This is a genomic window from Corynebacterium pseudodiphtheriticum DSM 44287 (assembly GCF_000688415.1).
In the GTDB taxonomy this organism is placed as follows: domain Bacteria; phylum Actinomycetota; class Actinomycetes; order Mycobacteriales; family Mycobacteriaceae; genus Corynebacterium; species Corynebacterium pseudodiphtheriticum.
This window is the reverse complement of record NZ_JIAH01000005.1, coordinates 416,604-436,572: the sequence shown is the minus strand read 5'-3', so window position 1 is coordinate 436,572 and position 19,969 is coordinate 416,604. Positions and strand designations below refer to the sequence as shown.

Genomic DNA, 19,969 nt, shown 5'->3' with positions numbered 1-19,969 from the left:
GCCTGCACAGTAGGCTTGCACAGCGGCTTTAAAAATCGCGCACCTTATCGCGTAACACGTCAAAGATTTCTGCGCCAGCATAGCCGATGCCGTCATGTTGATACAGGTTGGTCACGTGCAGGCGGCAGTCCGCGTAAGCACGCGCGGTGTCATACGACAGCTCGAATGGCACATACATGTCATCGAAATATGCAGCTGCGGCCGAGACTGGGGCAGTTGCCAAAATTTCCCGGTCATAAGGCGAGGTCTGGAAATCATGCTGCGCCAGGTCGTGCGCACCTTGCCGGAAGGCATGCAACGCAGGGTCCTCATCGAATTGCCACGGGAAGACGTGTTCGCCAGTGAGGTAGAACGGTTCCTGCGAACGAGGGTCGGCATTTTCTTCGAAACCTGGGATTTCTTCGCGGATGCGGTGCGCGGACCAGTTGGTAGCGCCTGGGGTAACCACACCGCCATAGATGGACTCGTGGATCGCGGCGTACAACGGACCATCAGCGAAAGATACCATGCCGGCGACGCTGGTCAAGAAGTCTGTCTTCAGCCGCTTTTCGCCGCCGACAGTGCGGAATGGATCTTCGAATAAGTATGCCAAGGTGTGGAATCCCGGACCCTGCCCCAGGGTAATACCGACGGTGCGCAGGCGGCGTGAACTCAGCCGCTCGCCCGTCGGCAAGAGTTCTTGGGACTGATCCAGGTGGTGGCAAACCTCCCGGATGCGCTCATCGATCCAGGGGTACTCGCGATACATGGCGTGGTGGCGAGCCCGCACTTTGTCGAAGGTGGAACGGTAGACATCATCGATGCCCACGCTGGTGGCGGGTAGGCCACCGGTGAGGTACGCGTGCTCGATTGCCCCCGGGTAGCGCGAGAGGTAGGAGGTGATGCAGAAGCCACCAAAGGATTGCCCGAACAAGGACCATTTTTCGATGCCCAGAGCTTTCCGTAGGGCTTCGGCATCGTCGACGATATAGTTTTGCTGGAGTTTTGATAGGCGTTCGACGCTTAAGTCTTCGGCTGGGCTGGCGCTATCGATGCGGTGGGAGCGGCCGGTGCCGCGCTGGTCTAGCAGGATGAAACGGAATTCTTCCAGGGCTTTGCCTATCACCCCGCCGATATCTGAACCGGCGACTTTACCTGCACCACCAAAGGGGCGTGGGGCGGGAAATCCCGGGCCACCCTGCAGGTAGACGATGGCGGGTTTATCTTCATTGCCGTCGGCGTAAATTTCGCGGGCGTAGAGCTCGAAGCTGCCAGCGGAGGCATTCTGTGGGTCCCAAGGGACGGTGAGCGTGTGTTCTTTGAGGTTATGACCAAAATGACGACTGGAAGTGGTTTTCAGAGACATAACTTATGTCTAGTGATGCATACGCGACGCGTCAAGGTTTTAGTTCGGCCCGGACTCTTCTTCGAGCCTGCAGTATGCACCACTTCGCCCTCTGCGGCACCGCCCCGGGAATACTTGGGGGCGGAAGGCCAGAGAAATTTTTGGGCCCCGTGGAATTTCGGGGGGGGTGAATTCCACGGGGCAGCGCCTCCAACAGGAGGGCCAGGGCCACTCGGGGGGGTGGTGGCCAAGGCCACGGCCTGTGAAGACATTTCCTACTATAACGAAAAGATGCTATCGCAGCAAACCTGTCTTCTTGCCTAAAGAAAGACTCCTCCACAACACTTTTGACCAGGATTTTTGCGATAACCACTGTGGCCCCCAAATGGGGAAACCACGTTGTTGTGCGATTGTTTTCGGCTCCGTGTATTTATATAACCCCTCTGCACCATGCCGACGCGACACCCCCGATTCTTTATACCCACCGATGGGGCTATCAATAGAGGCCCACCCTGCCACATAACCGTCATTGATATTGACCGATCCGGCATGAATACGTGGGGCGAGCTTCCAAGCAGTTTTTGGTGCAGCAAATATCGAAGAATTCAGCCCATAACAGGTGCCATTTGCCGCTGCGACGGCGTCGTCAACATTCGCCACCGGCTGGATGTACACGACTGGGCCAAAGACTTCTTCGCGCAGCAGCCTGGCGCTGTCTGGGACATCGAGCAGAATCGTCGGCTCATAGAAATACTTCCCCAAATCCGGCCGGGGTTTCCCACCAGTGAGCACGCGGGCCCCGGCGCGCTTGGCATCGGCGACGAATTCTTCCACGGTTTCCAGCTGCCCTGCACTAACCAACGACCCCACCTGGTTTTTCCAGTCCAACGCGCCGCCGAGCTTTTGTGCACGGAAGGAATCTGCGAGCCGCTCACAGAACTCCTGGTAAATATCCTGGTCGACATAAATACGTTCAATAGACACACAAAGCTGGCCGGTATTCGACAGACATGCGTGCGTTATCGCCCGCACCGCGGTATCCAGGTGGGCATCACTGGCGACGATCATCGGGTTTTTGCCACCCAATTCCGCAGAAAACCCCACCAAGCGCTTACTGACTTGCTCCGCCAAAACCTTCCCAGTGGCGGTCGATCCAGTAAACATCAAAAAGTCACAGTTCTCGGCAATCGCGGTACCCACTACCCCGCCGGAGCCAATTACCACAGTAAACACGCCGTCGGGAAGCCCTGCTACAGACAACAAATGTGCAATCAGCAAGGAAGTGAATGGAGTTTGTGAATCCGGCTTGGCAACAACCGTATTGCCTGCCAGCAACGCCGGAATTGCATCAGAAATACCCAAGCTAAATGGATAATTCCATGGGCTGATCTGCCCGACCACGCCTTTCGGATCATGGTGCAGGTAGGTTTTGGTCAAGACCGGCATTCCACCACGCTTTTTCTGTGGGCGCAGCAATTTCGGTGCTTGCCCGGCATAATAACGAGCATTATTAGCCACATCGGTAACTTCGTCGAACGCTCCTGCCCTGGCTTTGCCCGTCTCCAGCTGCACCAGGTCCATGATCAGCTCACGGTTGCTGAACACGAGATCATGAAACTTCGATATGATTTTCGCGCGCTTCTTCACTCCCAATTGGTGCCATTCGGGCTGCACAGCACGCGCGGCACGAAAAGCAGCACAGGTGGCGTCGGCACCAACTTTCGGCACCCAACCAAGTGGCTGCTGCAATAAAGGGGATTCAATGTCAATGCGCTCCGGCGCTGCTACGTCAATGCGCTCCGGCGCTGCCATGTCTACAGAATCGTGACCCGCAAACGCAAAAGAACGTAGGTGTTCCGCGAATTTCTCCGGCAATGGTTCTAAAGACAAGCGTTTCGGGACGGCACGTTGGAAGGTCATGCCCCGCAATTATAGCTGGCACCAGCTACTACTCCGGATTTTTTATGAAGCACTTTTCTTTAATTGCTTGTAGGTGTTACCGGAGCAACCACATCGGCATCGTTGCTACCCGAGTTTTCCGGGATTTCGCTAGAAAACCGTCGCACGATCGCAGAATACAAAGCTCCAGTAATGTTGTGCAGCACAGCAGCGACTGCACCAGGCAAGGCTGCTTCAGGGGTGAAAAATTTCGCAGACATGCCCGAAGACAATCCGGCTGATTGGGTTCCGATTTCCACCGCCATCGTTCGGTTATAGGATGGCGGCATCTTCAATAAAGCTCCAGCTGCATAGCCTAAGAGGTAGCCAAAAACATTGTGCAACAAAACGGCAATAATGACGATCACGCCTACCTGCGCAAGCCGCTCTCCGTTATTAGCGACTGTAGGAAACACCACTCCCCCGATGCCGAGAATGGATACCCACGGAAGAATAGGGGTAAGTTTCGCAATCACAGTGTCAAAGATGCAGCGCAGAATCAGGCCACCAACCACCGGAACCAGCACCGTCTGTGCCAAGGTTAGCGCCATACCGACACCATCGATAGCGATGTCTTCCCCAGCCAAAGCCAGCATAAGCAGAGGAGTCACAATCGGTGAAAGCAACGTGGAAACGGATGTCATCGCCACCGACAGCGCAACGTCGCCCCGTGAAAGGTAGGCGATCACATTTGACGAAGTACCACCCGGCACCGACCCCAGCATCAACAACCCCACGGCAAGGGCCGGGTGCAGCCCCAATAGCTTGGCGACACCAATTGCACATAGCGGCATAATCACGAACTGCCCCACCACACCGATGAACACGGGCCACGGTCTACGTGCAATTTCTTGAAAGTCTGGGATGGTCAATGTCAGCCCCATCGCAAACATGATCACCATCAGAAAATAGGTAATCGCCCCACTCAAAGGTACAAAAGGTGCGGGGAAGAAATACGCAATGATGGTTCCGACCAGAATAAAAGCCGGAAAGGCAGTCACGGCAATGGCTGCGGAGCGGTCCTCGGAGGTTTTCATTCAAATAGTATGACGGATCACACGCGCAGTGTCAGTTCACAGCCAATTTTCCGGGTATTTTTATTCAACCGAGTGCCGATCCCCCTTGTTGCGCACGCTTGGTCTCACCGTAATGCCTGGGCTTGCCCGGTGCTCACCCCCCCGGGTTGTCTACGATGTCTTTGCAGAGTCAATCGAGATCAGCATTATTCATCGGCCATGCGTTCGAGTTTTTCGCGCAGGCGTTGATCTTTACGTTCTACCTCAGCGGCCATATTCTCCTGATATTCCGCCATGGCGTCGACAAGTTCCGGCTGCCCCGCCGACAAAATCCGCACTGCTAACAAACCAGCATTTTTCGCCCCATCGATCGAGACCGTAGCCACTGGAACCCCGGCCGGCATCTGCACGATAGATAGCAAGGAATCCAGACCATCTAAGTTCTTCAGCGCTCGTGGAATACCAATCACCGGAAGCGGGGTTGCCGCCGCCACCATGCCCGGCAAATGCGCAGCGCCACCAGCACAGGCCAAGATGCACTTGATGCCACGAGTGTGCGCTTGTTTCGCATAGGCCAACATTTTTTCCGGGGTGCGATGGGCGGAAACCACACCGACCTCAAAAGGCACCCCGAACTCCGCAAAGACTTCTACGGCAGGCTTCACCGTGTCCCAATCAGAATCCGACCCCATAATGAGCCCGATTACAGGACCATTATTCTTTGGCGTTTCCTTCTGCGCAGCTTCTTGGCTCATCTCTGGCTCCTTCTTGTGCTCACAGTGGCGTCTTTTCCGCCGTATCTGTGTTCGTGCTGTCTAGCTGATGTTCAGACTAGCCGGTATAGCCGTCGTCCCACCTGGCATTAACCACGAAATTAGCAGCCAGCTTGGCTTGCCGACGAACTTCCGCAACGTCTGCTGCTTCGCCTGGGTTAGCATCTGCGGCATCGCCAGGGTTAGTAACAGCACCACTGATGTTCACATGCCCCATCTTGCGACCTGGACGATAATCCTTGCCATATAAATGCACCTTGGCCTGCGGAAAACGCTGCCAGACTGCACGCACACGTTCGCGCATCGGCATCTCGGGATCAGATTCCCCACCCAGCACATTAGCCATGACAGTCACCGCCGCCGTAGGTTCCGTAGCACCAAGCGGATAGTCCATCACCGCACGCAGGTGCTGTTCAAACTGGGAAGTCACGCACCCATCCTGGCTCCAGTGGCCGGTATTGTGCGGGCGCATCGCTAACTCATTGACGCTCAACTGCTCTGCACCGGTTGCATCCCGGTAGTAGAACAACTCGACAGCTAATACGCCGGTGACATCCAGTTTTTCTGCGACTGTCACCGCCAGCTGCTCAGCTTGCCGACGCAGTGTTTCGGAGATTCCAGGAGCGGGTGCGATGGCCTCGGCGCATACTCCCCCAGATTGCACCGATTCCACGACCGGCCAGGTCTGCACCTGCCCGGATGGCGCACGCGCGACCATGGCAGAGAGCTCGCCGACGAAATCCACCTTGGTTTCTGCCAATAATTCCACGGCTTCGTCCAGCAATTCGTCGACAAGAGCTTCCAGGTGCTCTACCGATTCTGGGAACCACACGCCTTTGCCATCGTAGCCACCACGGCAGGCCTTCAGGCAGACCTTGCCGTCGTGCTCATCCCAGAACGCACGGGCGGTTTTGGCATCCGTGATCGGCGCAAAGACTGGCACCGGCACGCCAAGCTTTTCCAGGTTACGCCGCATTACCAGTTTGTCCTGCGCATTTTCCAAAGCCTCGGGGCCTGGTTGGATATTCACACCCTCTGCCTGCAGCGTGCGCAGATGCGCAAGTGGAACATGCTCGTGGTCGAAGGTAATGACATCAACACCATGGGCAACCGAGCGCAAGTCATCCAGGTTGCGGTAATCCCCCACAAACACATCGCTGGTGACCTGTGCAGCCGAAGAATCAGGTTTGCCTGCCAGCACGCGTAAGGATTGGCCTAATTCGCTAGCTGCCGGAGCCATCATGCGCGCCAATTGCCCATCACCGACGACGGCGACAACAGGAAGATCAGCAGCAGGCGTCGGCACGCCCCGGGCGGCACGGGCGGCCTCGCCCGGATTCTCTTGCACGTTATTGGAGGAGTGATTCTGGGATGGGTTAGTCACAACTGCACATTGTAATCGTGCTCGCACTATGCGGAAAAGACAGCGGAAAATCCGCGTACAAACCCGCGTACAAACTCGGCCTAAAAATATGGACTCGGGTGCAAGGCGTTTTTGATTTCACCAACCACCTTTTTCGATTTCGGTACCCCACCGAAATACAGCGGATACGAAAACCCGCGCACTGCCAAAGAAATCCCTTTGCGACGCCGCGCCACATCCAATACCTGATGCAAAGGAATAGAATCTACTTTCGCGGTCAGCTTCGCGGGGCGTGCGACGATCCGCTGGTTAGTGACGATGAAGCGTTGTTTGCGGTTGCGCAGCAGTGGCAGCACAAAACGCCATACCACCAGTAGCATCCACACCGCCACCACGCTGTTGTGTAGCAGCGCCGGATCGAGCAGCTCGGTATTCAACTGTGCGAGGTTATGGGGATTGTCCAACCAGCCAATCCCCATCCACGCCAGGCCGGTAAGCAGCACGACTTCCAAAAACGGGAAAACCAGGTTGCTGTTTGGCGCGGTCATATCTACCAGCACTTGTTCGTCTGGCTTTATGGACAGGCCACGGCTACCGCCTTTCCGCATGCCCGCCATTAGCTATAGTTCCCATCTTTACGGCGCAAATGGGAGACATCACCGGCAGAAAACGCGTTGCCGTCGATGCTGATGCGGCCATCATCGGTGACGGTATCGACAGTGCCTTCGATGGCTTCCGAATGGGTTTCCAGGCGCACCCGCGCTCCAATTGAGGCGCATGCCGCGCGGTAATCGTCCAGCAACTGCGGGTCGTTATCCTGCCATTGCTGCATGCGCTGGTGGAAGTTACGCAACACATCTGCCGCGATCTGCGTGTGATCTGTCGTTTTTCCGGCAATCTGCAAACTAGTTGCATGCGGAACAGGCAATTGCTCCTCGCTTAGGGCCACGTTGATGCCCCAGCCGACTACCACGCGGGCTGCCGTTGGTGCCGTCGCACTGGCACCAGCTTCTGCCAAAATGCCGCACAGTTTCTTTTCACCTAGCAGCACATCATTGGGCCATTTCAGCCGGGTACCACCGATCGCATCTGCTACTGCTAGCCCGGCAGCCAGTGGGATAGTGCCAATGCGGTCCAGAGAGGTAGGCGTGAGCAGCACCGACATCGCCAGATTTGCCCCGGCTGGGGCTTCCCACACACGCCCTAAACGACCTTTGCCAGCGGTTTGATTAGTGGTGATACGCACAGTCCACGGCCCAGCGTCGGCGTCGGCAAGCAAATCGGTATTCGTCGATTCGGTGGATTCCGCATAGGAAACAGTGGCGAACTCGAGTGCGTCGGCAAGCTGGTGGGCATCAAAACTCATGGTCAATATTCTACTGGTGCTACATTGCTTGCATGGCAAAAGTCACGTTTGATTCGGTCACTATCCAGTACCCCGGCGCAGCATCCCCATCGGTCGCCGGGTTGGATCTAGAGATTGCCGACGGCGAATTCTTGGTGTTAGTAGGTCCATCAGGCTGCGGCAAATCCACCACCTTGCGCGCACTGGCCGGGCTGGAAGACATCAGCTCCGGACGCATTCTCATTGGAGAAGAAGACGTCACTGGCACCGAACCTGGGCAGCGCGATATAGCAATGGTGTTTCAGAACTACGCCTTGTACCCACACCTAACCGTCGAACAAAACATGGGCTTTGCGTTAAAACTGGCGAAAGTGCCGAAACGTGAAATCGCCGAAAAGGTTGCCGCCGCCGCGGAGATCTTAGGGCTGACGGAATACCTCAAGCGTAAGCCGAAGGAACTCTCCGGTGGCCAGCGCCAGCGCGTAGCCATGGGCCGGGCGATCGTGCGGGAACCGAAAGCTTTTTTGATGGACGAACCGCTATCTAACCTGGATGCAAAGCTGCGGGTGCAGACACGTTCTGAGTTGGCTGCTTTGCAACGACGCCTAGGTACTACAACGGTATATGTCACCCACGATCAGGTAGAAGCCATGACCATGGGTGATCGCGTGGCGGTGTTGAAAGACGGTTTGTTACAACAGGTTGCCCCGCCCCGTGAGCTCTATGAGCACCCGGCCAACGAATTTGTCGCCGGGTTTATAGGTTCACCAGCGATGAATATTTTCTCAGCCGACACCGGCAGCAGCGCTGCCGACAGCCCCGGCGCGACCGGCAGCGTCGGGGAGCGCGGCGGCATTCGTTTCGGCGTGCGTCCGGAAGATATGCACATTCACGCAAGCAAAGAAGTTGCAGGCGCGAGCACGATTCCCGGTGCACATGACACCATCGCCGGCACCATCGAGATTGTCGAAGAGCTCGGCGCTGAATCCTATATTTATGTCTCCCCAACTGACGGGCCTGCGGCTTCCCTGGGCGGTGCCCCCGAGTGTTTTGTCGCACGATGGACCGCCGATACGCGCCCGAGACGCGGCGAAAAGGTCACGTTGTCTTTTGACCCGGCGAAAGCTCACCGCTTCGATGCCAAAACCGGGCAGGCGCTCCAACAGCCCCACTAGTTTCCTACCGCAACACACCCCACACGGGGGTGATTTGCCAGAAATCTTCTCGTACCCGTGTGGGTTCGCCTTAAGGTTAGACCACACCTGTGTGTACACAGCCACTTGCGAGCCACCCGTACGGCACGTCACACAAGAACCATAAGAAAGGTGCTTCTTCCATGACTTCCCAGCCACTCAAGACCACCACGCTGCCATCGCTCCGCGCGCTCGCTACCGGCCGCACGGGAAAGGTCGCTGCCACGGTTTTCGCATCGTCGCTGATGCTTACTGCTTGTTCCGTGGAAAATACCGCAGAATCTGACTCCATGACAGACTCCACAGACAGCAAGGCAGAGAAATCGGCTTCGGGTGAAGAAGGTCGCGGGCCGATCACCTTCGCGATGGGCCGAAACGATACCGACAAGCTCACCCCCATCATCGAGAAGTGGAACGAAGAGCATCCCGATGAGCAGGTCACGCTAGAAGAACTCGCCGGTGAAGCCGACGACCAGCGCGAGACCCTGGTGCAGTCGCTGCAGGCTGGCAACTCGGATTACGACGTTATGGCACTGGACGTGGTCTGGACGGCAGATTTTGCTGCCAACCAATGGCTGGAACCACTCGAGGGCGACTTTGAGGTTGATACCTCGAACCTGCTGGATGCCACCGTGGAATCCGCCACGTACCGCGATACGTTGTACGCATTACCGCAAAACACCAACGGCCAACTGCTGTTCCGTAACACCAAGCTGGTGGATTCCGAACCAGAAAACTTTGCTGATCTGACGCAATCCTGCGCCGATCTCGACGATTCTGCCGAGTGCCTGACTCTGCAGTTGAAGCAGTACGAGGGCTTGACCGTCAACACCATTGGCTTTATCGAAGGCTGGGGTGGCTCTGTCCTAGATGGTGACGACGTCACCGTAGATAGCGCCGAAGCCGAAGCTGGCCTGCAAGCACTGGTTGATGCCTTCGAAGACGGCACCATCTCCTCGTCGTCACTGTCTGCTACCGAAGAAGAAACCAACCTGGCGTTCACCGGTGGCGAGACCGCCTATGCCATTAACTGGCCATATATGTACACCAACGCTGAAGAAGCCAGCGCCACCGTTGACAACTTCGAGGTATCCCCGCTCGTCGGCAAGGATGGCGTCGGTGTGTCCACGCTGGGTGGCTACAACAACGGCATCAACGTCAATTCGGAGCATAAGAAGACTGCTTTGGACTTCATGAAGTTCATCATCAGCGAGGAAAACCAGACCTCATTCGCAGAAAACTCCTTCCCACCAGTGTTGGCATCGATCTACGAAGATGAGTCGCTGGTAGAGAAGTTCCCATACCTGCCAGCCCTGAAGGAATCACTGGAGAACGCGGCACCACGTCCGGTTTCGCCGTTCTACGAGGCCATTTCGAAGGCTATCCAGGACAACGCTTATGCTGCGTTGCAGGGCGACAAGCCGGTGGACCAGGCTGTTGCTGACATGAAGAAGGCTATCGAGGCCGCTTCCAACTAAAATGCCTGCACGCACTACCTGGAGTTCGCAACTTCGGCAGGCTGGTTGGCTCATTGCCCCAGCTTTGATCGTGCTCGCCATCGTGATTGGTTATCCGGTGGTGCGCGCGATCTTCTTGTCGTTTCAAGGTAACCGCCGACTCGACCCGGAAACCGGGCTTTTTACCGAAGGCGGTTTCGCCGGTCTAGAGAATTACCTGTACTGGGTCAATAGCCGATGCATGGGTTCAGACGGCACGGCGATTACCTGCCCACCGGGTTCTTTGGCCACGGATTTTTGGCCAGCGGTGGGGATTACTCTCTTTTTCACCGTCGTCACGGTCAGCCTGGAAATCATTCTGGGCATGGCGATGGCGCTGATCATGAATGGGAAATACCGCGGCCGCGGGCTAGTGCGCGCTGCTGTGTTGATCCCATGGGCAATTCCGACAGCTGTGACCGCGAAGTTGTGGCAGTTTATGTTCGCAGACCACGGCATAGTCAATTCGTTGCTGGACGCCAATATTCACTGGACGACGGACCCGTGGGCTGCACGATTCGCGGTAATCATCGCCGATGTGTGGAAAACTTCGCCGTTTATGGCTTTGTTGATCCTCGCTGGTCTACAGATGATTCCCGATGAGGTCTACGACGCCGCCAAAGTCGACGGCGCAAGCCGTATGCAACGCTTTGTTCGCATCACATTGCCGCTGGTGAAACCAGCACTAATGGTCGCGATATTGTTCCGCACCCTAGACGCACTGCGTATGTACGATCTGCCAGTGATCATGATTTCTGGTTCCTCGAATTCTCCAACGGCGGTGATTTCCCAGCTGGTCGTGGAAGATATGCGCCAGGGTAACTTCAATTCCGCCTCTGCCCTTTCCACGCTGATCTTCCTGCTCATCTTCGCGGTGGCGTTTTTCATGATCCGCTTTTTCGGCGCTAATGTCTCCGGCAGCCCACGTGGTCGAACCAGCCCTGACCGTGGTCGGCGCGCACGCGCGAAGGCTGCCCGTCGGCAAGCAAAACAAGGGCAAGCAAAACAGGAACGCACCGCAACACCGCAGGAGGTGTCTTAAATGAGCACGGCACGATCTCAGGCAGTTCCACGCGCACGTGCCCGCCGCGGTTCTTCGCAACTATGGCACTACCTGGGCTTAGCGTTCATCATTTTTTGGGGCCTGGCACCGTTTTATTGGATGGTGGTTACCGCACTACGCGATTCCAAACACACCTTCGACACTACACCGTGGCCCACACACGTCACTCTGGATAACTTTGCCGATGCTTTGGCCACCGACAAGGGCAACGACTTCCTAGGCGCGATCTTCAATTCGTTGTTGATTTCCTTGGCGACGACTGGCCTGGCCGTCGCTGTCGGTGTGTTTACTGCTTATGCGATTGCGCGTCTGGAGTTTCCGGGCAAAGGCTTTATCACCGGCCTGATTCTGGCAGCTTCCATGTTTCCCGCGATCGCCCTGGTTACCCCGTTGTTCCAACTGTTCGGCGATCTGGAGTGGATCGGGATGTACCGGGCGATGATTATCCCGAATATTTCTTTCGCTCTCCCTTTAACCGTCTACACGCTGGTGTCTTTCTTCCGACAACTGCCGTGGGAGTTGGAAGAAGCTGCGCGTGTCGACGGCGCATCGCGCGGGCAAGCTTTCCGCTTGGTGCTGCTGCCGCTGGCTGCCCCGGCACTGTTTACCACGGCAATTATCGCTTTTATCACCACCTGGAATGAATTTATGCTGGCGCGTCAGCTCTCCAACCGCGATACCGAACCGGTGACCGTGGCTATCGCGCGTTTCTCCGGACCTTCTGCGTTCGAATACCCGTACGCCGCCACCATGGCTGCTGGTGCACTGGTGACAATCCCGCTGATCATCATGGTGTTAGTCTTCCAGCACCGCATCGTCTCTGGACTGACTGCCGGCGGAGTGAAAGCCTAAACCTGATGCGGGAAGACCTCGCGTGGCAAGCCATTGCCGGTTTTGTCGGTTTTTTCACCGTGCTGTCCGGCATCCAGGCAGTCTGGAACATATTCCAGGACGAACCGGGGGTTGTGCCGGCACTTTTGTTTGCAGGCATGCTTGTACTGAGTTTCTTGGTCTGGCGTACTCGACCATAACCCGCCAGCCACACATCTCCAGCCACATATCTCCAGTCACGATTCTGGCGTGGCTCACCTTCCCCACTACGAAACCACGAACGCTACAGTTTTGTTTTGTGACTAAACTCACCTACAGAAAAACGTGCTTTCTCTTACAAAACCAGCCTATAGTCTAAACATGACTATTTCCTCACCTTTAGAGAACTTGGCTGCGGAAACCACCGCGGAAAAGATCGCTGACCTCAAACGCCGTCGGGAAGAAGCCCACGCGCCGATGGGCCCAGCCGCGCATGAGAAGGTGCGCTCGCAAGAGCGGCTGACCGCACGTGACCGGCTGGATTACCTACTCGACGAAGGATCTTTCGTCGAAACCGACCAACTCGCCCGCCACCGGACACAGGACTTCGGCATGGGGGCACGCCGCCCAGTCACCGATGGCATCGTCACCGGCTGGGGCACCATCGACGGCCGCGAAGTCTGCATCTTCTCGCAGGACGGCACAGTCTTTGGCGGCGCACTCGGTGAGGTCTACGGCGAAAAGATGGTGAAAATTCAAGAACTAGCTATCACCACTGGCCGCCCACTCATCGGTCTCTACGAAGGCGCTGGCGCCCGCATCCAAGATGGTGTGGTCTCGCTGGACTGGATTGCGCAGACTTTTTATCAAAACATCCAAGCCTCCGGCGTCGTGCCACAGATTTCGGTCATCATGGGGGCCTGTGCCGGCGGCAACGCCTATTCCCCGGCCCTGACAGATTTCGTGGTCATGGTGGATAAAAAATCCAAGATGTTTGTCACCGGGCCGGACGTCATCAAAACTGTTACCGGCGAGGAAATCACGCAAGAAGAACTCGGTGGCGCCTCCGCCCACATGGGCCTGGCCGGCAATTCACATTTCACCGCCGAAACTGATGAAGAAGCCCTCGACTGGGTACATGACCTGGTTAGCTACCTGCCGACATCCAACCGAGTGAGCCCGCCGCGCGAACACCATATTCCGGAAACTGGCGCTATCGAAGAACACCTTTCTGCTGCCGACCAAGCGCTGGATTCCATCATCCCGGATTCCCCTACCCAGCCGTATGAGGTCCGCGATGTTATCGAAGCGCTCACCGACGACGGCGAATACCTAGAAATCCAGGAAAAGCGCGCCGAAAACGTGGTGATTGCTTTTGGTCGCATCGAAGGCCAAACCGTCGGCTTCGTCGCCAACCAGCCCCAGGTCTATGCAGGTTGTTTGGATATTGATTCTTCCGAAAAGGCCGCGCGGTTCATCCGCACTTGCGATGCCTTTAATATCCCCATCGTGTTGCTTGTCGACGTCCCGGGCTTCTTGCCCGGTGCCTCACAGGAATACGGCGGCATTCTACGCCGAGGCGCGAAGCTGCTATACGCCTATGGTGAGGCCAGCGTTCCCAAGATCACCGTTACCATGCGCAAGGCCTACGGTGGAGCGTATTGCGTCATGGGTTCGAAAGGCCTGGGAGCCGACGTGAACTTGGCTTGGCCAACCGCGCAGATCGCAGTCATGGGCGCAGCCGGAGCCGTGGGCTTCATCCACCGCAAAGAGTTGAAAAAAGCCGCCGACGAAGGCCTGGATACCGCTGCCCTGGCCGCATCATTTGAGCGCGAGTACGAAGATTTCATGCTCAATCCTTACAAGGCCGCCGAACGCGGCTTGATTGATGCCGTGATCCTGCCGAGCGAAACACGCGGCATGATCGCACGCAATCTGCGTTTATACGCGGATAAATCTGTCGCCCGCCCGGCACGCAAACACGGCAACATACCACTGTAATTTCGCCATCCACCGTAATTTTCAATTAGCTTTCCGAAAGGATAATCAAATCCATGTTCCCCGCAGTAACCCCCACAGGCTCCCCACTGTTTTCCATCACCAAAGGAAACCCTTCTGACGACCAGCTAGCAGCGCTATCTGCAATCGTATCCTCACTGGCAGCACGCCCCACCCGCACCACAGCAGCCCGCACCCCACAGACCCGACGCCTTGTGGCCGACATTGGACGCGAGTACCAGCCACTACAATTCCCGCATGTACGTTTCTACTAAATATTCCAGTATCATTTCCTGGTTTGGTTCCTGTTCTCTAAACTAGAAGATTATGACTGCTTCCCAACCGGATATGACTACCACCGCAGGCAAGCTCGCCGACCTTGCCCAGCGGCTAGAAAACGCAGCGCGGCCCGTTGGGGCTGAGGCCGTCGACAAGCGCCACGAGGCCGGGCAACTCACCGCACGTGAGCGTGCCGAGCGCCTATTAGACGCCGATTCTTTCGTCGAAACCGACGCACTTGCTCGACACCGGGTCAGCGATTTCGACTTAGAGCACAACAAGCCACTCACCGATGGCGTAGTCACGGGGTACGGCACCATCGGCGGGCGTCGAGTATGCGTCTATTCCCAAGACAACACTGTTTTCTCTGGGCAGCTCGGCGAAGTCTATGGCGAAAAGATCTGCAAGATTTACCAGCTGGCCACCAAAACCGGCCAGCCAATCATCGCTATTCACGAAGGCACCGGCCCGCGCTTTGCCGAAGGGATTGTCACCCTCGCGATGTACTCCAAGATCTTGTCGCACATGACCGCAGCATCGGGCGTAATCCCACAAATTTCGGTGGTCACTGGGCAAACCACTGGGCTGCATGCATTTGGCCCAGCTTTTTCAGATGTCACGATCATGGTGGATGGCGACGCCAGCCTGCACCACGCGAGCGAAGCAGCCATCGCTCATGCCACCGGAACTCGCCTGGATACACAAGCGTTGGGAAGCGCACAGGTACATGCCACCGAGTCCGGCACCTGCCACCTGCGCGCTGAATCCGACGCGCAAGCATTAGAACTAGCACGCACCGTCGTCGACTACCTGCCAGTAAACAACATGGCAGAAGCGCTGCGGACCGAAGCAGAAATCCAGGTCGGCTCCGTACAAGACAACGTCACAGACACCGATTACCAATTGGACGATCTCATTCCAGATGACACCTTCGCCGCCTATGATGTGCGCGAGGTACTTAATATCGTCACCGATGATGGCATTTTCGAGCTGCAAGAAGAATACGCACCGAATATCGTCACCGCTTTCGCACACGTCGAAGGCCGCGCCGTGGGAATTATCGCGAACCAGTCCGCACACCAATCCGGTGCTCTCACCTCCCAAGCAGCCGAAAAAGCCGCCCGCTTTATCCGCACCTGCGATGCCTTCAACACCCCAATCATTGAGTTTGTGGACTCCGCAGACTTCGTACATAGCGCCGACGAAGAGCGCGCCGGGCTGCTGCGCCGCGGAGCTAAGTTGGCTTATGCCTATGCCGAAGCGACAGTCCCGAAGGTCACAGTGATTTTGCGCAAAGCATTCGGCACCTCGTACGTATTCATGGGTTCGAAGGATTTGGGCGCAGACCTGGTCTATGCGTGGCCAACCGCCCAGATCGCCATCGCCGGAGCCGAGGAAACTGCACGCGGTATTTATGGTGCCCAATTCGAAGACGCAGCAGACGGTGCCGAGAGCCTGGCAGAAAAGGCCACAGAGCTGGAAGAAAAATTCATCCACCCCTACGCTGCCGCCGAACGTGGCTACGTCGACGCTGTCATCCCTCCGAATGAAACCCGTGGCCAACTAGTAGAAGCTCTCCGCATGCTGGGCCGCAAGGTGGTAACGACACAGCCGAAAAAACACGGCAATATCGCACTATAAAAATTCGCGTTACAAGCATTCGTGCTACAAGAACCTGGAGAAGCTGTGGAATCTTTTTCTATCGTCAACGGCACCCCAAACGACAGTGAGCTCACTGCTTTGTCGGCCGTTCTCGCACAAGTCGATGCCCGGGCCCGTGCGGAAGCCGCCGGGGTCTATGCCCCGCATAACCGCTGGGGCACGGGACGCACCCTTGCTGGCCGCCCAGTGTATAACCCTTCCGCCTACCGGAATGCGCACTTTGACTAAACACAACGCACAACCCGCACAGCCTGCACATCCCGTACCGCGTATAGTTCTCGCTTCCCAGTCGCCTTCCCGCGCTGGGATTTTGCGTTCGGCCGGCGTCGAGCCCGTGATAGAGCCCGCCGATGTGGATGAAGACGCCATCCAGGCTGAACTTAGCAACGCCAGCCCCAGTGAAATCGTGACTGCACTGGCGCACGCCAAAGCACAAGCCATCGCGCGAATTTACCCGAATGATGTGGTCATCGGTGGTGATTCCATGCTGCTTCTCGACGGCGTATTGCAAGGTAAACCGCACACTGAACAAGCCACGATAGCGCGGTGGCGTGCCCAAGCCGGCCGCAACGCCCAGCTGTTGACCGGGCATTGCCTGATATTTGGCGACGAAGCATACACTGAGGCCGCCACAACTGACATCGCCTTTGCACAAGCCAGTGAAGCTGATATTGCTGCCTACGCGGCGACCGGTGAGCCATGGCAATGCGCCGGTGCTTTCACACTCGAAGCACTCGGTGGTTGGTTTATTGATCGTATCGACGGCGACCCGTCATCAGTAATTGGTTTATCGCTGCCAGTCGTGCGCCGCGCGCTGTATCGCTTTGGCTTTGGCGTTTCTGACTTCTGGAATGCTTAACCACCTTTAACCACGCAACCTGCGGCATCTTCTTGCGGAATCTCCAGTAGTCTATGGGCATGGAAATGAAAGACATGCTTGCCCCAGAGCCATTGAAATTGCCTGCAGATCCGGCACAGGCACAGGATCTACAAGCGGCAGAAACCGCACTGAAATTCCCAGAAAGCCCCCTGGTGTGGGCCTTCCGCGCCGAAGAGACGCTGAAAATGATCAGCGACGACGAAGCCGAGTCCATTTCTTCCTTGTGGGCTTCGCAATCTACTTCCGAAGGTTTATCCCGGAACGAAACTAAGCTAATTGCTTATTCCTGCGCCCGCACCGGCTACCACCGTGGCCTAGACCGTCTCCGTGCGAACGGCTGGAAGGGCTGGGGCCCAGTTCCGTTTTCCCACGAGCCCAACCAGGGTGTGTTGCGTGCGATCGCCGCGCTGGCACTGGCCTCGAAGGCCATTGGTGATGACGACGAATACGATCGCTGCCGCCAGATGCTTTCTGATGCAGATCCTGGCAGCGTCGAAAAGCTGCTGGGCGAAAGCAGCTGAACCTCAACGCGCAGCGTTTAGCTGTTCGCTGGCTTCACTGCCTTCGCTGCCTTCGCTGCCTTCGCCGCCCGGGCCTCCACACGGGAGATAACCTCGGCGGCGATTTTTTCTTGAATGCCAGATTCCAGCTGCGAGCTAAAACCAACGCAAGAGCAGTTGATTTCACCGAGCACGTAAGCATCGCGGGCTTGCTTGTTTTGGCCAATACTCTCGGCGCCCATGTTTTCGGTACGCACGCTTTCTGCTCCATCGTCGCCGTCGGCCAGAATAAAATCAGCAGTCCACAGCAATGGCATCGTGCCACCCAATTCACCGCCCAAACGCTCAGCAAGCACCGGGCGGAAACGATCAAACACGGCCAACAAATCCGGCCATGCCTCCGGGGCATCATGGGTGTAGTGCGCACCAGAAAATAGCGTCGCCGAGAAGTTGTTGCCGCCCGCAGCAGGCTTCTTGTGAATCACCGAAACCGGAGTATCACCGACAACCAAGACACGGATCTCGCCTTCCACAATGCGCGGCAAAAAGCGCATGTCTACGAGCATGCCGTTGTCGCCCTCCAGATAGGCCTCACACTGCGTCATGAATTCCGCCAGCGTGTGGGTTTCAGTATGGTTGTCCACCGCCTCGGTACAGGTGACCTGGGCATCGCCCGCCACCGGTTGCCCAGACCCAGGCCGCGCAGATTCATCGGCAAGCTGTACGCGCCAAATACCCTCCCCGGTAGAGCCGCGGTTTTGCTTGAGTACACGCTCACCGCTAGCTAGGGAGATTGGGAAAGCCTGCCGGAAGCTGTCTACGTCGTAATACGCTGCGGTGTCTGCGGGAACCAGCGGAGTGTCATTCAGCTTGACCAATGCGTCTTTCGCGCCATACGCCAGCATTTCTGCTGGGCGGGAGAATGCGGCCAGACCGGCGTCGGCAAGCCTTTCTAACAAGGCAAAATACCCTTCCTCGCCACCAGGGATATTGCCCGGGTTTACTCGCGAGATATAGGCATCGAAGGAGCCGGACACGTAGTCGAATAATTTATCGGACCACTCCGGGCGGTACACAACCACTTCCGCGTGCCAGCCTTGCGCCCGCAAAGCATCAAGAATGGGCTGGGTATCGACGCGGTTGCCGTGGATGGTTTTGTCGTTTCCGCCTTCCACTTCAAAGACTACGACGGCCCGGTGGATTGCGTCTGCTGCGCGCGTGGTGTCAGGTTTCTGGGCGTCCGTGCTCATGGCTGCTCCTTGCATAGGAAGTTTTCGATAAGATTTAATGGTGTACTTTCCCGCCGTCTGAAAGGCTAACCCGTGGCTATTGCATTCGATAACCATCCCTCGTTTCGGGAATATGCGGAACCTGGACGGTTAGTTTCCGCCTCGTGGCTATCCGCACGCTTGGGCGTAAAAGGTTTGCACGTCGTTGAGTGTAATGAAGACTCCGTGCTTTATAACATCGGGCACTTGCCGTCCGCCCTGCGCATCAACCCCGACGAGCTGATTGACCCCACGACCTTGGACATTATCGACGGTGAGGGTTTTTCCGCGCTGTTATCCCGCCTGGGCATTGGCCGGGATGACACCGTGGTTTTCTATGGTGATCGGAGCAACCGGTGGGCGTGCTTCGCGCTGTGGGTTTTCGAGTTGTTTGGGCACCCGGACACGCGCATTTTAGATGGTGGCCGTGAAGGCTGGATGCAAGAAGAACGGGACACTTCCCTTAGCCCGGCGTTGGTGCTGAGCCCATCTCATTATCCGGTGTGCGAACGCGATGATTCCGACGCCCGAGCATTTGTGGATGAGCTTGCCGACGACGATTCCATAACAGCAATCGATGTGCGCTCTGCCGCGGAATTTTCCGGGTTGCCTAGCGAGCAGGCAGCAGCGCACTCGGAGCTGGGATCAGGCCCTGGTGCGGTGACGGCGCGTCGACAAGGTCACGTTCCTGGCGCTAAGCATTTACCGTGGAAATCGCTGATAACTCCGAGTGGCATGTTCCGTTCCCGTAAGGAGCTCGAGAAAATCTGGCCAGCACAGTCAAGCGTAATTTATTCGCAGGTAGGCGCACGTGCCGCACTAGTGTGGTTCATTGGCCGGTTCTTGTTGGGGCACACAGAAACTCGAATTTATGACGGCGGTTGGTCCGAATGGGGCAACATGGTCGGCATGCCTATTGAAACGGGCAGTGACGCCGAAGAATAAAGCGACGCCGAAAAATAATTAGCCGATGCCGCGATTTTGGTTTTTGCACGATTTTCGGCATGATTTTGGAACACAAACCAAAACCTGATGGTTTTCTCATGTTTTGGTGTGTAAGA

20 protein-coding genes are annotated in these 19,969 nt (G+C 56.7%); 12 read left to right on the top strand and 8 right to left on the bottom strand.

Annotation, left to right across the window (positions count from 1 at the left end; translation table 11 throughout):
• Positions 1 to 28: 28 nt before the first annotated feature.
• The 7 genes from O146_RS0102685 to O146_RS0102655 all read right to left on the bottom strand — a co-directional run bounded on the left by O146_RS0102685 (position 29) and on the right by O146_RS0102655 (position 7,780).
• The gene (locus O146_RS0102685) at positions 29 to 1,339 is read right to left on the bottom strand and encodes an alpha/beta fold hydrolase (RefSeq protein ID WP_369707194.1); all 1,311 of its coding nucleotides are present in this window, start codon (positions 1,337 to 1,339) and stop codon (positions 29 to 31) included.
• Between the two features lie 279 nt (positions 1,340 to 1,618).
• Complete coding sequence (locus O146_RS0102680; protein WP_023019081.1) at positions 1,619 to 3,244, bottom strand: succinic semialdehyde dehydrogenase; 1,626 nt, start codon at positions 3,242 to 3,244, stop codon at positions 1,619 to 1,621.
• Between the two features lie 59 nt (positions 3,245 to 3,303).
• A complete protein-coding gene (locus O146_RS0102675; RefSeq protein ID WP_027017590.1) occupies positions 3,304 to 4,299 on the bottom strand; it encodes a bile acid:sodium symporter family protein in 996 nt (331 codons plus the stop codon).
• A gap of 185 nt (positions 4,300 to 4,484) precedes the next feature.
• A complete protein-coding gene (gene purE, locus O146_RS0102670) occupies positions 4,485 to 5,033 on the bottom strand; it encodes a 5-(carboxyamino)imidazole ribonucleotide mutase (RefSeq protein ID WP_021351826.1) in 549 nt (182 codons plus the stop codon).
• A gap of 76 nt (positions 5,034 to 5,109) precedes the next feature.
• Positions 5,110 to 6,357 (bottom strand): 5-(carboxyamino)imidazole ribonucleotide synthase, encoded by a 1,248-nt coding sequence (locus O146_RS0102665; protein WP_027017588.1) that lies wholly within the window; start codon positions 6,355 to 6,357, stop codon positions 5,110 to 5,112.
• 158 nt (positions 6,358 to 6,515) lie between these two features.
• Complete coding sequence (locus O146_RS0102660; protein ID WP_021351828.1) at positions 6,516 to 7,031, bottom strand: hypothetical protein; 516 nt, start codon at positions 7,029 to 7,031, stop codon at positions 6,516 to 6,518.
• On the bottom strand, positions 7,031 to 7,780 hold the full coding sequence (locus tag O146_RS0102655; protein WP_021351829.1) for a biotin--[acetyl-CoA-carboxylase] ligase: 750 nt from the start codon (positions 7,778 to 7,780) through the stop codon (positions 7,031 to 7,033). The genes O146_RS0102660 and O146_RS0102655 overlap by 1 nt, the downstream gene beginning before the upstream one ends.
• 32 nt (positions 7,781 to 7,812) lie before the next feature.
• On the opposite strand from O146_RS0102655, the gene O146_RS0102650 reads away from it, so the two are divergent.
• The 11 genes from O146_RS0102650 (at position 7,813) to O146_RS0102600 (ending at position 17,661) form a co-directional block, all read left to right on the top strand.
• A complete protein-coding gene (locus tag O146_RS0102650) occupies positions 7,813 to 8,934 on the top strand; it encodes an ABC transporter ATP-binding protein (RefSeq protein ID WP_023019078.1) in 1,122 nt (373 codons plus the stop codon).
• A gap of 263 nt (positions 8,935 to 9,197) precedes the next feature.
• Positions 9,198 to 10,430, top strand: a complete 1,233-nt coding sequence (locus tag O146_RS0102645; RefSeq protein WP_244266799.1) for an ABC transporter substrate-binding protein — start codon at positions 9,198 to 9,200, stop codon at positions 10,428 to 10,430.
• Between the two features lies 1 nt (position 10,431).
• Complete coding sequence (locus O146_RS10880; protein WP_023019076.1) at positions 10,432 to 11,490, top strand: carbohydrate ABC transporter permease; 1,059 nt, start codon at positions 10,432 to 10,434, stop codon at positions 11,488 to 11,490.
• On the top strand, positions 11,491 to 12,363 hold the full coding sequence (locus tag O146_RS0102635) for a carbohydrate ABC transporter permease (RefSeq protein ID WP_023019075.1): 873 nt from the start codon (positions 11,491 to 11,493) through the stop codon (positions 12,361 to 12,363).
• A 5-nt stretch (positions 12,364 to 12,368) separates the two neighbouring features.
• Positions 12,369 to 12,542 (top strand): hypothetical protein, encoded by a 174-nt coding sequence (locus O146_RS12745; RefSeq protein ID WP_023019074.1) that lies wholly within the window; start codon positions 12,369 to 12,371, stop codon positions 12,540 to 12,542.
• 160 nt (positions 12,543 to 12,702) lie between these two features.
• A complete protein-coding gene (locus tag O146_RS0102625; protein ID WP_023019073.1) occupies positions 12,703 to 14,322 on the top strand; it encodes an acyl-CoA carboxylase subunit beta in 1,620 nt (539 codons plus the stop codon).
• A 53-nt stretch (positions 14,323 to 14,375) separates the two neighbouring features.
• Complete coding sequence (locus O146_RS10875; RefSeq protein WP_023019072.1) at positions 14,376 to 14,594, top strand: acyl-CoA carboxylase subunit epsilon; 219 nt, start codon at positions 14,376 to 14,378, stop codon at positions 14,592 to 14,594.
• 52 nt (positions 14,595 to 14,646) lie between these two features.
• Complete coding sequence (locus O146_RS0102615) at positions 14,647 to 16,239, top strand: acyl-CoA carboxylase subunit beta (RefSeq protein WP_023019071.1); 1,593 nt, start codon at positions 14,647 to 14,649, stop codon at positions 16,237 to 16,239.
• A gap of 45 nt (positions 16,240 to 16,284) precedes the next feature.
• Entirely contained in the window at positions 16,285 to 16,488 is a 204-nt protein-coding gene (locus O146_RS0102610) for an acyl-CoA carboxylase epsilon subunit (protein ID WP_021351839.1), read from the top strand.
• The gene (locus O146_RS0102605) at positions 16,481 to 17,119 is read left to right on the top strand and encodes a Maf family protein (protein WP_024272631.1); all 639 of its coding nucleotides are present in this window, start codon (positions 16,481 to 16,483) and stop codon (positions 17,117 to 17,119) included. The genes O146_RS0102610 and O146_RS0102605 overlap by 8 nt, the downstream gene beginning before the upstream one ends.
• A gap of 59 nt (positions 17,120 to 17,178) precedes the next feature.
• Positions 17,179 to 17,661, top strand: a complete 483-nt coding sequence (locus O146_RS0102600) for a DUF3151 domain-containing protein (protein WP_023019069.1) — start codon at positions 17,179 to 17,181, stop codon at positions 17,659 to 17,661.
• Between the two features lie 17 nt (positions 17,662 to 17,678).
• Here O146_RS0102600 and O146_RS10870 read toward each other — a convergent pair whose 3' ends face one another.
• Positions 17,679 to 18,842 carry a Cj0069 family protein gene (locus O146_RS10870; RefSeq protein ID WP_051619225.1) on the bottom strand — a complete coding sequence of 388 codons (1,164 nt, stop codon included), beginning with the start codon at positions 18,840 to 18,842 and terminating at the stop codon, positions 17,679 to 17,681.
• Positions 18,843 to 18,962: 120 nt separating this feature from the next.
• Between O146_RS10870 and O146_RS0102590 the strand changes: the two genes are divergently transcribed.
• Positions 18,963 to 19,853, top strand: coding sequence for a sulfurtransferase (locus tag O146_RS0102590; RefSeq protein ID WP_027017582.1), 891 nt, complete (start codon positions 18,963 to 18,965; stop codon positions 19,851 to 19,853).
• Positions 19,854 to 19,969 lie beyond the last annotated feature (116 nt).

Bases quoted from the DNA above. Each gene is read 5' to 3' on its own strand.
- O146_RS10880 (WP_023019076.1), top strand. From the start codon at position 10,432: ATGCCTGCACGCACTACCTGGAGTTCGCAACTTCGGCAGGCTGGTTGG.
- O146_RS0102675 (WP_027017590.1), bottom strand. From the start codon at position 4,299: ATGAAAACCTCCGAGGACCGCTCCGCAGCCATTGCCGTGACTGCCTTT.
- purE (WP_021351826.1), bottom strand. From the start codon at position 5,033: ATGAGCCAAGAAGCTGCGCAGAAGGAAACGCCAAAGAATAATGGTCCT.
- O146_RS0102660 (WP_021351828.1), bottom strand. From the start codon at position 7,031: ATGGCGGGCATGCGGAAAGGCGGTAGCCGTGGCCTGTCCATAAAGCCA.
- O146_RS0102615 (WP_023019071.1), top strand. From the start codon at position 14,647: ATGACTGCTTCCCAACCGGATATGACTACCACCGCAGGCAAGCTCGCC.
- O146_RS0102600 (WP_023019069.1), top strand. From the start codon at position 17,179: ATGGAAATGAAAGACATGCTTGCCCCAGAGCCATTGAAATTGCCTGCA.
- O146_RS0102650 (WP_023019078.1), top strand. From the start codon at position 7,813: ATGGCAAAAGTCACGTTTGATTCGGTCACTATCCAGTACCCCGGCGCA.
- O146_RS0102625 (WP_023019073.1), top strand. From the start codon at position 12,703: ATGACTATTTCCTCACCTTTAGAGAACTTGGCTGCGGAAACCACCGCG.
- O146_RS0102635 (WP_023019075.1), top strand. From the start codon at position 11,491: ATGAGCACGGCACGATCTCAGGCAGTTCCACGCGCACGTGCCCGCCGC.
- O146_RS10875 (WP_023019072.1), top strand. From the start codon at position 14,376: ATGTTCCCCGCAGTAACCCCCACAGGCTCCCCACTGTTTTCCATCACC.
- O146_RS0102680 (WP_023019081.1), bottom strand. From the start codon at position 3,244: ATGACCTTCCAACGTGCCGTCCCGAAACGCTTGTCTTTAGAACCATTG.
- O146_RS0102645 (WP_244266799.1), top strand. From the start codon at position 9,198: ATGCTTACTGCTTGTTCCGTGGAAAATACCGCAGAATCTGACTCCATG.
- O146_RS12745 (WP_023019074.1), top strand. From the start codon at position 12,369: ATGCGGGAAGACCTCGCGTGGCAAGCCATTGCCGGTTTTGTCGGTTTT.
- O146_RS0102655 (WP_021351829.1), bottom strand. From the start codon at position 7,780: ATGAGTTTTGATGCCCACCAGCTTGCCGACGCACTCGAGTTCGCCACT.